Genomic DNA, 13,287 nt, shown 5'->3' with positions numbered 1-13,287 from the left:
TGGGGAGATTTCATGCTTCGGCACCGTTGCCGCCGTACGGGCGCAGGGCGTCTACTGAGTCAGCCGTCACAGCCCGCCGCCGAACCGAGGAGCCCGAGAGTGGATTTCCTGCGCCCCAGCTCGCTGACCGAGGCGCTCGCCGTCAAGGCCGAGCGGCCAGACGCGGTACCCATCGCGGGCGGCACGGACGTCATGGTGGAGCTCAATTTCGACCACCGCCGTCCCGGCGCCCTGCTCGATCTCAACCGCGTCACCGAACTCGCCGAGTGGACCGAGACCGACGGCAGGATCCGGCTCGGCGCGTCCGTGCCCTACGTCCGGGTGATCGCTGAGCTGGGTGAAGTTCTGCCCGCGCTGGCGATGGCTTCGCGCACCGTCGGCTCGCCGCAGATCCGCAACCGCGGCACCGTCGGCGGCAACCTCGGCGCCGCGTCGCCCGCCGGTGACACGCACCCCGTGCTGCTCGTGCTCGGCGCCGAAGTCGAAGTCGCTTCCGTCCGCGGAACCCGGCTGATCCCGGCGGAGGACTTCTACCTCGGCGTCAAGCGCAACGCCCTCGAGCCGGACGAGCTGATCACCGCCGTGCACCTGCCCGCCGGCGTCGGGCCGCAGCAGTTCGCCAAGGTCGGGACCCGCAACGCGATGGTCATCGCGGTCTGCTCGTTCGCGCTGGCCCTGCACCTGGACACCCGCGGGATCCGCGCGGCCGTCGGCTCGGCGGCGCCGACCCCGCGCCGGGCGACCGCCGCCGAAGAGTTCCTGTCCGCCGAACTTCCCTGGTCCACCAAGGCGTCCATCGCGGATTCGGTCAAACGCCGGTTCGGCGAGCTGGTCTCGCAGGCGTCGTCGCCGATCGACGACGTCCGCGGCAGCGCCGACTACCGCAAGCACGCGTTGTCCGTCCTGGCGCGGCGGACGCTGACCTGGGCGTGGAACGACTTCCAGAAGGGTGAACGCGAGTGCGCGTGAACGTGACGATCAACGGCGAAGCCCGCCAGGCCGACGACGTCTGGGAAGGCGAGAGCCTGCTGTACGTGCTCCGCGAGCGACTCGGTCTCCCGGGCTCCAAGAACGCCTGTGAACAGGGCGAATGCGGCTCCTGCACGGTGTACCTCGACGACGTCCCGGTGTGTTCGTGCCTGGTCGCGGCCGGTCAGGTCGAGGGCCGCGAGGTCCGCACGGTCGAAGGGCTCGCCGACGGCGACGAGCTGGACCGGGTCCAGCAGTCCTTTGTGGACGCGGGCGCCGTCCAGTGCGGCTTCTGCACCCCCGGCCTCGTCGTGGCCGCGCACGATCTGCTCAACCGGGTCGAGAATCCCGCCGACGAGGAGATTCGCGAGGCGCTGGCGGGGAACCTGTGCCGGTGTACCGGATACGAGAAGATCCTCGACGCCGTCCGGTTGGCCGCGACCAGGGGAGCGAGCACGTGAAGACCGTCATCGAGAACGCCGCCATCGCCACCGTCGACGGAGCGGGCACCGAGCACGCCTCGGGCCACGTCGTCATCGAAAACGACCGCATCGCGGCGGTCGGCGGCGGCAGGGCGCCCGAAGACGAGTACGACGAGCGGATCGACGGCTCCGGGTACCTGGTGACGCCCGGCCTGATCAACACCCACCACCACCTCTACCAGTGGGCCACGCGTGGTCTCGCCGCCGACCACACGCTGTTCGAGTGGCTCGTCGCGCTCTACCCGGTCTGGAGCAGGCTCGACGCAGACATCACGCACGCGGCGGCCACGGCGGGGCTCACCCGGCTCGCCACCACCGGCTGCACCACCGTCGCCGACCACCACTACGTCTTCCCGCGTGACGGGGGCGACCAGGTCGAAGCCCTCGCCGCCGCCCGGATCCGCGTCGGCGTGCGGCTGCACGTGGTCCGCGGCTCGATGGACCGCGGCGAGTCGCAGGGCGGGCTCCCGCCGGACAACCTCGTCGAGGAGACCGAGGCCGCGCTGCTCGGCACCGAGGCGGCGATCAACCGGTTCCACGACGACTCCGCGGGCGCGCATCTCCAGATCGCGGCCGGGCCGTGCTCGCCGTTCTCGGTGAGCGAGCGGCTGATGACCGGTGCGGCGGAACTCGCGCGGCGCAAGGGAGTCCGGCTGCACACGCATCTCGCCGAGACGATCGACGAGGAGAAGCAGTGCCTCGCGGAGGCGGGCTGCACACCAGCCGAGTACGCCGACAAGCTCGGCTGGCTCGGCGACGACGTCTGGCTCGCGCACTCCATCCATCTCGCCCCGGAGGCGATCCGGCGGATGGGCGCCACGGGCACGGGCGCGGCGCACTGCCCGACGTCCAACGGGCGGATCGGCGCGGGGATCGCCCCGGTCCGGCAGCTGCTCGACGCCGGGGTGCCGGTCGGGCTGGGCGCCGACGGCGCCGCGTCCAACGAATCCGGTGGGCTGGGCGAGGAACTGCACCAGTCGCTGCTGCAGGCGCGGCAGCGTGGCGGACCGCGGGCGCTGACCACGCGTGAGGCACTGTGGATGGGCACGATGGGCGGCGCACGCTGCCTCGGCCGGGCGAAGGACCTGGGCTCGATCGAGGTCGGCAAGCTGGCCGACCTCGCCGTCTGGGATCTGACCGGCCTGAACTACGCCGGGATCACCGATCCGGTCGCCGCGCTGGTGCTCGGCGCCACCCCGCCGATCGCGCGGCTGTTCGTCGGCGGCGCGACCGTGGTGACCGACGGGGCGCCGCGCGAAGAATCCGAAGACGAGATCGCCCGCGAGCTGGCCGTGGCCAGCGCCCGGCTGAGGGAGACGGTATGACCTCGACTGAGACGTCCCAGCAGACCACCACCGGCAACGGGGTGGGGACGAGTCCGCGGCGCCCGGACGGCACGGTCAAGGTGCGCGGTGAATTCGCCTACTCCTCGGACCTGTGGCACGAGGACATGCTGTGGGGCGCCACCTTGCGCAGCCCGCATCCCTACGCGCGGATCACCGGCATCGACATCGCCGAAGCCCTCGCGGTGCAAGGGGTTTACGCGGTGCTGACGCACGAAGACGTGCCCGGGGTGAACAAGTACGGCCTGGAGCACACCGACCAGCCGGTGCTCGCCGTCGACGTCGTGCGCTACCAGGGCGAGCCCGTCGCGCTCGTCGCCGCGGACCACCCCGAGACCGCGCGCCGGGCGATGAAGCGGATCAAGGTCTCCTACGACGTCCTCGAACCGGTGACCGACTCCGAGAAGGCGGCCGCGGGTGAGGGCGCCGAGCTGCATCCCGGCGGGAATGTCGTGCGGTACGCCAAGATCCGCCGGGGCGACCAGTCGGTCAAGGCCGACGTCGTGGTGTCCGGGGTCTACGAGGTCGGCATGCAGGACCAGGCCTTCCTCGGCCCCGAGTCGGGAATGGCGATCCCGGACACCGAGGGCGGCGTCGATCTTTACGTGGCCACGCAATGGCTTCACGTCGACCAGCAGCAGATCGTCGCCGCGCTGGGCCTGCCCAAGGACAAGGTGCGGCTGACCCTCGGCGGGGTCGGTGGCGCGTTCGGCGGCCGCGAGGACCTTTCGATCCAGGTCCACGCCTGCCTGCTCGCGCTGCACACCGGCAAACCGGTCAAGATGGTCTACAACCGCGAGGAATCCTTCTACGGCCACGTGCACCGCCACCCGGCGAAGATGTACTACGAGCACGGGGCCGACAAGGACGGCCGGCTCGTCTATGTGAAGGCGAAGCTGTACCTGGACGGCGGGGCGTACGCGTCGTCCACCGGCGCGGTGGTCGCGAACGCCGCCACGCTCGGTGTGGGTCCGTACAATGTGGACAGTGTCTCGGTCGACTGCTGGGGCGTGTACACCAACAACCCGCCCTGTGGCGCGATGCGCGGATTCGGTGCGGTGCAGGCGGGCTTCGCCTACGAGTCCCAAATGGACAAACTCGCCGAGGCCTGTGGCATCGACCCGGTCGACCTCCGGATCCGCAACGCGATGGCCGAGGGCAGTGTCATGCCGACCGGTCAGGTGGTCGACTCGGCCGCTCCCGTCGCCGAACTGCTGGAACGCCTGCGCGCCAAGCCCTTGCCGGTCGCGCACGAGGAACTCGACCTGCGCCGGATGCCCGGCGGCGTCTCGAACACCACGCACGGCGAAGGCGTCGTCCGCGGGGTCGGCTACGCGGTCGGGATCAAGAACATCTGCTTCTCCGAAGGCTTCGACGACTACTCGACGGCCCGCGTGCGGCTGCAGCTCGTCGGCGGCGAACCCGCGGCGACCGTGCACACCGCGGCCTGCGAGGTCGGCCAGGGTCTGGTGACGATCATGCAGCAGATCGTGCGGACCGAGCTCGGCATCGAGCAGGTGACGATCCTGCCGATGGACACCACCATCGGCAACGGCGGCTCGACGTCGGCCTCCCGGCAGAGTTACGTCACCGGAGGCGCCGTCCAGGCCGCGTGCGTCGCGGTGCGTTCGGGGCTGCACAAGCATCTGGCGGGCAGGCTCGACGCCGACGGGAAGCTGAACGTCGTCGGGAACAAGGTCGTCTCGGCGGACGGCAGCGTGCTGGCGGACCTCGCCGACGTCCTCGGCGACGAGGTCTTCGACGAGACCGTCGAATGGCGGCACCGCCCGACCGTGCCCATCGATCCGGAGACGGGACAGGGCGACGCGCATGTCCAATACGGCTTCGCGGCGCACCGCGCGGTCGTGGACGTCGACACCGAACTCGGGCTGATCAAGGTCGTCGCGCTCGACTGCGCGCAGGACGTCGGCAAGGCCCTCAACCCGCAGGCGGTACTCGGCCAGATCCAGGGCGGATCGGCGCAGGGCCTCGGGCTCGCGGTGATGGAGGAGATCCAGACCGCCGGCGGGAAGATCCGCAACCCGTCGTTCACCGACTACCTGATCCCGACCGTGCTGGACATGCCGCCGATGGACATCGACGTCCTGGAACGCCCGGACCCCAACGCGCCGTATGGTCTGCGCGGGGTCGGCGAGCCGCCGACGATCTCGTCCACCCCGGCGATCGTCGCGGCCATCCGCGCGGCCACCGGGCTCGCGCTCACCCGCGTTCCGGTGCGCCCCGAACACCTCACCGGCACCTGACAAGAACCGAACTTTTCGAGCTAGGAGACCTTTCGTGGGTACCCCTCTGTCCTTTTCGGAGTCCGAGCAGCAGAAGTGGCTCGCCGAAGCCGTCCAGCTGGCCACCGCGAACGTCGCAAGCGGCGGTGGCCCGTTCGGCGCGATGATCGTCCGGGACGGTTCGGTGCTGGCCACCGGGACCAACCAGGTGACCCCGACCCTGGACCCGACAGCGCACGCCGAGGTGGTCGCGATCCGCGCCGCCTGCCAGGCGATCGGCGACTACAAACTCGACGGCTGCGTCCTCGTGACCTCGTGCGAGCCTTGCCCGCTCTGTCTCTCCGCCGCGCTCTGGGCGCGTGTCGGCAAGGTCGTCTACGCTGCGGATCGCCACGACGCGGCCAAGGCGGGCTTCGACGACCGCGAGTTCTACGACCTCTTTTCCCGCCCGCGTGAGACCTGGCCGCTACCCGTCGGCCGACTGTCCCTTCCGGACTCTTTCGCGCCTTTCCAGGCCTGGCTGTCGAAACCCGACAAGAAGGCTTACTGATTTTCTTCCCGCCCCACAACGTTGTGGAGTAGGCATGACCCAATTAGGTACCGAGCGTCCCCACCTGCCCGCGCCCGAGCCGAGGCGGCTGTCCGGGCTCGACCGCTGGTTCAAGATCTCCCACCGCGGCAGCACGATCGGCCGCGAGGTGCGCGGCGGGATCACCACTTTCGTCGCGATGTGCTACATCGTGCTGCTCAACCCGCTCATCCTCGGCGCCTCGGCCGACATCACCGGCGCGCGGCTGAGCACCGAGGCGATCACCACCGCGACCGCGCTGGCGGCCGGGGTCACCACCATCCTGATGGGCCTCGTGGGCAACGCGCCGCTGGCGCTCGCGGCGGGCCTCGGCGTCAACGGCGTCGTCGCCTTCCAGATGGCACCCACCATGACGTGGGCGCAGGCCTTCGGACTCGTCGTCCTCGAAGGCGTCTGCATCGTGTTCATGGCCGTTTCCGGGATCCGGGAACGGATCATCAACGCCATCCCGATGCCGCTCAAGGTCGCGATCACCGTCGGCATCGGGCTCTACATCGCGCTGGTCGGCCTGGTCAGCGCGGGGTTCGTCACGCGGACCCCCGACGCCGCGCAGTCGACGGTGCCGGTGCGGATGGGGATCGGCGGGCATCTGGAGGGCTGGCCGATCGCGATCTTCTGCCTCGGGCTGCTGCTGATGATCGTGCTGGTGAGCCGTGGCGTGCCGGGGGCGGTGCTGATCAGCATCGCGGTCGCGACCGGGCTCGCGGTGCTCGTCAACAGCGTGTTCCACGTCGAAGGCTGGGGACTGGTCGAACCCAAGGTGCCCGACCAGGTCGTGGCGCATCCCGATTTCAGCCTGCTGGGGGACATCGATCTCTTCGGCGGCTTCGGGTCGGCGGGCGCGGTGACCGCGGCGGTGTTCCTGTTCACCCTGGTGCTTTCCGGATTCTTCGACGCGATGGGCACGATCACCAGCGTCTCCGAGGAAGCGGGGCTGACGAAGGACGGCAAGGTCGAGGGAATGGGCCGGATCCTGCTGGTCGACGGCGCCGGCGCGCTCGCGGGCGGCGTGACCGGGTCGGCCCCGAACACGGTCTTCCTGGAGTCGGCGGCCGGTGTCGGCGAAGGCGCGCGGACCGGGCTGGCGAGTATCGTCACCGGCGGCCTGTTCACCGCGACGCTGTTCCTGACCCCGATCGCGGCGGTCGTCCCGGCGCAGGCCGCGGCGCCCGCGCTGGTGGTCATCGGCGGGATGATGATGGCCCAGTGCGCGCGGATTCCCTGGCGGGACCTGGATTTCGCGATCCCGGTGTTCCTGACCATCGCGCTGATCCCGTTCACCTACTCGATCACCAACGGGATCGGCGCCGGACTGGTCGCCTACGTGCTGATCAAGGTCTGCAAGGGCGAGATCCGCGAGATCGGCTGGATCCTCGGGATTCTCGCCGCCGTGTTCGGGGTGTACTTCGGGATCGAAGGGATCATGTCGTGGTTCTGATGTTCCTCAACGGCGGTGGGATGCGCGGCGGACCGCTGCACGAGCAGTTGCAGGGCGCGCCGCTGTGCTGTGTGGCGCGTTCGGCGCCGAAGTACCGGTATTTCTCGGTGGGCGACCGGTTCCCGGCGATGTACGAGGGTGGTTCCGGGGCCGTGGTCGGGGAGGTCTACGACCTGCCGCTCGCCGTCCTGCGCGACCACCTCGTCCCGGCGGAGCCGCCGGAACTGGAGCTGGGCGTCGTCGAACTGGAGGACGGCGCGGCCTGCCTCGCGACAGTCCTGCGTTCGTCCTATGTGGACTCACCGGATCTGACCGACATCACGTCCCTGGGGGACTGGCGGGCGTACCTCGCTTCCCGCTAGTCGTGAGTGGTAAGTGTCGTTAGAACGACACTTACCACTCACGACCCCCTGACCTCGCACGCTGCCGAAGGGTGAACGCCACCCGCGACCTGGCGCCGGGCGCCGGGGGCCGAAGGGGCCCTTCGCCTCATCTCACGCGGCGAAGGGCGCTTTCCCGGCATGCGATGCGGGGAAAGCGCCCTTCAGCCCCCGAGTCACAACCAGGATGAAAAGGCTCACTTTGCCGGAGCCCTGGCCCTCAGAGTAGGGAAAGAGGCATTCACGGGAGCAGGGTGCGCGCCAGGGCGACGGTCGAGATCCCGGCGACGTCGAGCGCTTCGGTGTTCCGCAGCGATCGGCTCAGCACGAACGCGCCTTCGAGACTGTTGACCAGCGCGATGGTGAGTCGCCGCGCGGCCGCGGGTTCGAGGCCGTACTTCCCCAGTTTCTCGGTGCCCGCGTCGATCCACGCCGTGAAGACGTCGGCGGTGGCGACCCGCAGTTTTTCGTTGGTGCTCGCGACCTCCAGGGCGACCGTCGCGATCGGGCAGGCGTCGGCGTAGTCGGTCGCGCGGAGCGTTTCGGCCGCGCTGGCGAAGCACGCCTCGATCCCGTGGATCAGGTCCGGCTCGTCGGCGAAGAAGATGTCGAACAGCGCGAGGTACATCATCCCGGAGGTCCGGATGACCTCTTCGCCGAGTTGTTCCTTGCCGCCCGGGAAGAAGTGGTACAACGAGCCGAAAGGCGCCTTCGCGGCCTCGACGATCTGCTTCACGCCCGTGCCGGTGTACCCGTTCCGCCGGAGCAGTTCGGCGCCGGCGGTGACGATGCGTTCCCTGGTCCCAGTCACACCCTCATGATAGAGCGTTCTATCAACTGGCGTTCTCACCCCTGAAACGTGAAAGATGCTCACTTCTATTGTGGACGGCGGTGAGATCTTGTCAGGATCGGCGGAGTATCCAACGGAGGATCACGAGGTCGCCATGCGCCGTACCGCCCGCCTTGCCGTCGCCACCCTGCTGGCCGTCATCTCCCTGGCGAGTTTCGGGACACCGGCGAGCGCCGCCGGAACCCCGTCCTTCCGCAAGTACGTCGCCCTCGGCGACTCGTACACCGCGGGCCCGCTGATCCCGTGGCAGCAGGCGAGCTGGTGCTTCCGGTCGAACAACAACTACCCGGCGTGGCTCGCCACGAAGCTCGGGCTCTACTACAAGTCCGGCGCGTTCACCGACGTCAGCTGCTCGTCGGCGGACACCACGAACATGACCAGCCCGCAGACGGTGCCCTCGCCGAGCCTCGCGCTCGGCAGCGTGCCCCCGCAGTTCGAAGCACTGACCCTGGACACCGATCTGGTGACCATCGGCATCGGCGGCAACGACTACGGCGTGTTCGGCAGTTTGGTCTACACCTGCCCCGGCCTGCGCGACGCCGACCCGACGGGCTCGCCGTGCAAGGACCATTTCACGATCAACGGGACCGACACGCTGCTGGCGGCGATCAAGAACACCCAGCGGAACCTCGAACGGGTCGTCAAGGGAGTCCGCGAGCGATCTCCCGCCGCCACCATCGTGCTGGTCGGCTATCCGCGGATCGTGCCGCCGAAGGGCTACTGTCCCGGCGTCGTCCCGTTCGCCGACGGTGACTACGCCTGGACCGACGAGGTCGAGCGTGCTCTCAACAAGGCCGTGTCCACCGCCGCTCGCAAGCAGGGTGCCCGCTACGTCGACACCTACGGGCCCAGCCTCGGTCACGACGCTTGCGCCGGTGACGCGGCTTGGGTGAGCGGCAAGGACACCGACCTCTTCCGCGCGGTGGCCTACCACCCGTACGCGGCCGGGATGAAGGCCGAAGCCGACCTGATCTTCCAGGCCCTCGGCGGAACGACCGCGGCCTCGACGAAGGCGCCGGACGCGCGGAACGCGAGCACTCCGGACGAACTCCGGCACAAGGCCGCGGCGGCCGGACTCGTGCCGAAGTCCTAGGCCCCCTCAAACCTTGGTTCACCATCCGGCGCTACCCGCGGTCGATGTCCGCGGGCGGTGCCCGGCCCTAGCGTCGGGAACCGTTGGGAACCAAGGAAAGAACGGGGAATCGGATGAAACGGCTACTGATCGCCGGAATGCTCCCGGTGATCGTGGGCGGGCTGCTCGCCGGAGCCACACCGGCTTCGGCGGGCATCCCGGCTCACTACGCCGGCCAGAAGCTGGCTTGGCACCCCTGCGCCGAGGAGGAGCTGATCTCGTTGCCGCCGGGCACCGATATCGGCGGCCTCGAATGCGCGACCTACCGCACGCCTCGCGACTGGGACCGGCCGGACGAGCGGCAGGACCTGACGATCGCGATCAGCAGGCTGAAGTCGACCGGGCCGTCGACGGCTTCACTGCTCACCAACCCGGGTGGGCCGGGCGGGGCGGGCCGCTGGCAGCCGACCATGTTCCGCGGGCAGGGGAAACTGCGCGAACACCAGGACATCATCGGCATCGACGTACGTGGGACCGGCAAGAGCACCAATGTCACCTGCCGGGGCGCGGTCGACGGCATCCGGAAGCTCGACCCGCGCGACCGCGACCCGCGCAACCTGAACCAGATCCTGGCCAACGCCGAGCACGCCGCCAGGTCCTGCCAGAGCGCCGGTGGCGAACTCGGGCCGCTGATCACCACGTATCAGACGATCAGGGACTACGACCTGCTCCGGGCGCTGCTCGGCCGGGACAAGATCAACTGGGTCGGCTATTCGGGCGGCACCTGGCTGGGGGCGCACTACGCGCAGCAGTTCCCGCAGCGGACGGGGCGTTTCGTGCTGGACTCCTCGACGGAGTTCACCACGGACTGGCAGAAGACGTTCGACCGGCAGCCGGTCGGCTTCGAGCGCCGCTGGCGGCAGGACTTCTTGCCGTGGATGGCGCGCTACGACGCCAAGTACCACTTCGGCACCAGCGGCGAGGACGTCCGGCAGACCTACGAGCGGGTCCGGTACGCGCTGTCGCGTAAGCCGATCGACGGAAAGGGGCCGATGGAGCTCGACACCGCCATCATCTACATGCTCTACAAGAAGGCGACCTTCCCGGCGCTGGCCGATCTGCTGGTCAAGGTCCGGGACGCGATGGAGAACCCGCGGGCGAAGGCCGCCGTCGGGGCCGCGGGTGACTTCCACGACGCGCAGGACGCCACCTTCTGGAACACCGTTTGCGGCGAAGGCCGGTTCAAGGGCACCCGTGAGTCGCTGATCCGCGATTCGCAGCGGAACCTCGACCGTGGGCTGCTCCTGGCCGGTGGCGGCACGTTGAACGCGTCGGTGTGCCTGTTCTGGGACAAGGAACCGAGGCCGTTGCCGAAGCTGGACGGCAAGGGCGTCCCGCCGGTGCTGATCGTCCACTCCGAACACGATCCGGCCACGGCGATCGAGGGCGCGAGGCGGGCACACGCGGGATTCGCGAATTCGCGCATGCTGACCGTGACCGGTGAGGGTGACCACGGGCTCTACGCGGACGGGAATCCCGCGGTGGACGAGATCGTGAACGCCTTCCTGGTCGACGGGGTCGTCCCCGCCGACCAGAGCGTTCCCGGGATGCCGCTGCCCGTGCCCTAGAACGCGGCGAGGGTGTGCCAGGCCAGACCGGCGTCCTCGGCGTCGTCGCGGAGGACCACACCCTCGATCAGGCCGTACGGCCGGTCCGCAGCGTAGAAGACCTCGTTGTCGTTCTTCAGTCCGAACGGAGACAGGTCCACCAGGAAGTGATGCTTGTTCGGCAGCGAGAGCCGGACTTCGGCGACCTCCTCGCGTTCCTTGAGCACAGCCTCTCCCATCGCGTACAGCGTTTGCTGCAGGGAGAGGCTGTGCTTGTCCGCGAAGGTCTCCAGCAGGATCCGCCGGACTTCGGCATGGCTGGTGGCCCAGTCGATCCCGTCGCCCTGGTAGCGCCAGCGCGCGGTCACCGCGGTCGCGAGGATCCGGTCGGTCGTCTCGGCCAGCGTCGTGTACTTGTCGCGCGGGAAGCCGTGGAACTCGGAGCCGGTCGACTTGAGGACGACGAGATCGTCCAAACCGGACACCACCCAGGCCTGCCCGTCCTGAACGGTCACCGCGGTCGTGCGCTTTTCGCTGCCCGCCTGGGAGAACGCGTGATCGTGGCCGGAGATGCGGTTCCAGCCGTGCTCGTCGATGAGGATCCGGGCGCCGGAGATGTGGTCGAACGAGTCGACGAAATGCCGTCCGAGGCGCAGGGCGAAGTCCTCGATCTCGCCGACCGGGGCCTCTTTGGCGAAGGCGTAGACGGTGTTCTTCTGGGTGTCGGTCGCGACGACGTCGGCGTTGTCGCCGGTGAGGTGCGTTGCCGCGAGGTCGCCGCGCAGTGACGTCGAAACGGTGAGGTCCTTGAGATGGTGGACGGTGCCTTCGCGCCGGACGGTGACGAGCCGGACTTCGGCCTTGCCGTACTGGTTGGGGCCCAGGGTGATGGCCACGGGCGATCAGCTCCCTCGATAGGTGGAATAGGCGAACGGGCTCAGCAGCAACGGCACATGGTGGTGCTCGGTCCCGTCGGCGATGCGGAAGGTCAGGGTGATCTCGGGGAAGAACGCGTCCGGGCCGAGGTGGGCACCGGTGTCGAAGACCAGCCGGTACACCCCGGGTTCCAGGGTTTCCGGGCCGAGGTCGCGGATCCGGCCGTCGGCGTCGGTCCGGCCGTCGGCGACGGGTTCGCCCGCGCCGGTTTCGAGCCGGACCCCGACGCCCGCCGCCGGCCGTCCCGCGGCGGTGTCGAGGATGTGCGTGGTCACGAGACTCATGCCGTCACCGCCTTCTCCAGCCGCAGCGCGGCGATCGCGGCCAGTTCTCGCCCGGCCACTTCGAGTTCCTTCTCGGGGTCGTTCGAAAGCCTCGAACGCAGGTTTTCCAGCAGTTCCGTGCCGCTCCGGCCGCTCGCGCACACCAGGAAGACATGCCCGAACGCCGCTTCGTACTCGGCGTTGGCCGCCGCGAACTCGCGAGCGGTCGCACTGTCCACACCGGACTGTTCCGACCGCGACCAGCTCGCCTCGGTACTCTCGCCACCCGCTTTCTCCCCGATCCGGGGATGGGCGGCCATCGCCTGCCGGACCTCGTCGGGGCGCAGGGGGGTGAGCGCCTCGGCCGCGGCGAGCAGCGCCGCCAGGTCGGGGTAGGGGCGCCTGGCCAGCAGGGTTTCCACCCAGCGAGGGACGTCGAGGCAGGCCGTCAGAACCGGCCGGACGTCCTGTGCGGGCGCCTGGTTGAACTCTCGAAAGGTGAGCGGCACGGGAACCGACGGTACGGCGGCGGATCCGTCGTCGTCAACATTTTGTTGAAACGGCTCTTCAGTCTTGGTCGCGGTTGAGGTAGTTGTAGACCGTGAACCTCGTGACCCCCAGTGCCTCGGCGACGGTCGACACCGATTTGCGGAGGCCGAACGCGCCGCGTTCCTTGAGCAGCCGCACCGCGCGCTGCTTGGCGGCGCGGTCGAGGGTGTCGAGCCTGCCGCCGAGTTCGCGTTCGACGTCGCCGATGAGGCGGGCGAGGGCGCTGTGCAGTTCGACGGCGGTTTCGCCCGTGTCGTCGCCGACCTGTCGGAGCTGCAGCGTCACGCGGGTCGCGCCGCCGTCCAGTGCCGCCCTGGCGATGGCGGGGAGCGCGTCGAGCAGGGCGTCGGCGTCGCCCCGGACGAGGGTGCCGAGCGGCCCGAAGTCGGTGGACAGGCCCGCGTCTTCCGCCGTGTCGCGCGCTTTGACGGCATGCTCGGGTGGCGGACCCTCGCCGTGGAACGGTTCGCTGGTGAACTCGGCTTCTAACTGCACCAAGCGAAGGTAGCGCCGCCCGGGCTCATTGACGAGCACAGTGGCCGAAGTTAATGTCGGAGTGCGAAACC

Annotated in this window: 14 protein-coding genes; 9 read left to right on the top strand and 5 right to left on the bottom strand. The window is 69.4% G+C overall.

Annotated elements, in window-relative coordinates; translation table 11 throughout:
• The first annotated feature begins 99 nt into the window (after window positions 1-99).
• Genes L324_RS01745 through L324_RS01715 form a run of 7 tightly spaced genes read left to right on the top strand, consistent with a single transcriptional unit; the run spans window position 100 to window position 7,426 of the window.
• Complete coding sequence (locus tag L324_RS01745) at window positions 100-969, top strand: FAD binding domain-containing protein (RefSeq protein ID WP_037303537.1); 870 nt, start codon at window positions 100-102, stop codon at window positions 967-969.
• Window positions 960-1,430, top strand: coding sequence for a (2Fe-2S)-binding protein (locus tag L324_RS01740; protein ID WP_037303536.1), 471 nt, complete (start codon window positions 960-962; stop codon window positions 1,428-1,430). The genes L324_RS01745 and L324_RS01740 overlap by 10 nt, the downstream gene beginning before the upstream one ends.
• The gene (locus L324_RS01735; RefSeq protein ID WP_037303535.1) at window positions 1,427-2,776 is read left to right on the top strand and encodes an 8-oxoguanine deaminase; all 1,350 of its coding nucleotides are present in this window, start codon (window positions 1,427-1,429) and stop codon (window positions 2,774-2,776) included. Before L324_RS01740 ends, L324_RS01735 begins: the two co-directional genes overlap by 4 nt.
• Window positions 2,773-5,058: a xanthine dehydrogenase subunit D gene (gene pucD, locus L324_RS01730; protein ID WP_037303534.1), complete on the top strand. Its 2,286-nt coding sequence runs from the start codon at window positions 2,773-2,775 to the stop codon at window positions 5,056-5,058. Before L324_RS01735 ends, pucD begins: the two co-directional genes overlap by 4 nt.
• A 34-nt stretch (window positions 5,059-5,092) precedes the next feature.
• Entirely contained in the window at window positions 5,093-5,587 is a 495-nt protein-coding gene (locus tag L324_RS01725; protein ID WP_081736164.1) for a nucleoside deaminase, read from the top strand.
• A 34-nt stretch (window positions 5,588-5,621) separates the two neighbouring features.
• Window positions 5,622-7,064, top strand: coding sequence for an NCS2 family permease (locus L324_RS01720; RefSeq protein ID WP_037303533.1), 1,443 nt, complete (start codon window positions 5,622-5,624; stop codon window positions 7,062-7,064).
• Window positions 7,055-7,426, top strand: a complete 372-nt coding sequence (locus L324_RS01715) for an allophanate hydrolase-related protein (RefSeq protein ID WP_037303531.1) — start codon at window positions 7,055-7,057, stop codon at window positions 7,424-7,426. The genes L324_RS01720 and L324_RS01715 overlap by 10 nt, the downstream gene beginning before the upstream one ends.
• Before the next feature lie 259 nt (window positions 7,427-7,685).
• On the opposite strand, the gene L324_RS01710 is transcribed toward L324_RS01715, so the two are convergent.
• On the bottom strand, window positions 7,686-8,255 hold the full coding sequence (locus L324_RS01710) for a TetR/AcrR family transcriptional regulator (protein WP_037303530.1): 570 nt from the start codon (window positions 8,253-8,255) through the stop codon (window positions 7,686-7,688).
• A 133-nt stretch (window positions 8,256-8,388) separates the two neighbouring features.
• On the opposite strand from L324_RS01710, the gene L324_RS01705 reads away from it, so the two are divergent.
• Together L324_RS01705 and L324_RS01700 are read left to right on the top strand one after the other, a co-directional pair.
• Entirely contained in the window at window positions 8,389-9,387 is a 999-nt protein-coding gene (locus tag L324_RS01705; RefSeq protein WP_037303676.1) for an SGNH/GDSL hydrolase family protein, read from the top strand.
• Between the two features lie 113 nt (window positions 9,388-9,500).
• Entirely contained in the window at window positions 9,501-10,994 is a 1,494-nt protein-coding gene (locus L324_RS01700) for an alpha/beta hydrolase (RefSeq protein WP_037303529.1), read from the top strand.
• Here L324_RS01700 and pucL read toward each other — a convergent pair.
• Genes pucL through L324_RS01680 form a run of 4 tightly spaced genes read right to left on the bottom strand, consistent with a single transcriptional unit; the run spans window position 10,991 to window position 13,216 of the window.
• Complete coding sequence (gene pucL / locus L324_RS01695) at window positions 10,991-11,869, bottom strand: factor-independent urate hydroxylase (RefSeq protein ID WP_037303528.1); 879 nt, start codon at window positions 11,867-11,869, stop codon at window positions 10,991-10,993. The genes L324_RS01700 and pucL overlap by 4 nt on opposite strands.
• Window positions 11,870-11,875: 6 nt before the next feature.
• The gene (gene uraH / locus L324_RS01690; RefSeq protein WP_037303527.1) at window positions 11,876-12,193 is read right to left on the bottom strand and encodes a hydroxyisourate hydrolase; all 318 of its coding nucleotides are present in this window, start codon (window positions 12,191-12,193) and stop codon (window positions 11,876-11,878) included.
• Window positions 12,190-12,681, bottom strand: a complete 492-nt coding sequence (gene uraD / locus L324_RS01685) for a 2-oxo-4-hydroxy-4-carboxy-5-ureidoimidazoline decarboxylase (protein WP_037303526.1) — start codon at window positions 12,679-12,681, stop codon at window positions 12,190-12,192. Before uraD ends, uraH begins: the two co-directional genes overlap by 4 nt.
• 58 nt (window positions 12,682-12,739) lie before the next feature.
• On the bottom strand, window positions 12,740-13,216 hold the full coding sequence (locus L324_RS01680) for a helix-turn-helix domain-containing protein (protein ID WP_037303675.1): 477 nt from the start codon (window positions 13,214-13,216) through the stop codon (window positions 12,740-12,742).
• Window positions 13,217-13,287: the final 71 nt, after the last annotated feature.

The organism is Amycolatopsis orientalis DSM 40040 = KCTC 9412, assembly GCF_000478275.1.
GTDB classification, from domain to species: domain Bacteria; phylum Actinomycetota; class Actinomycetes; order Mycobacteriales; family Pseudonocardiaceae; genus Amycolatopsis; species Amycolatopsis orientalis.
The sequence above is the reverse complement of the archived record's forward strand: the minus strand, read 5'-3'. Positions and strand labels throughout refer to the sequence as shown.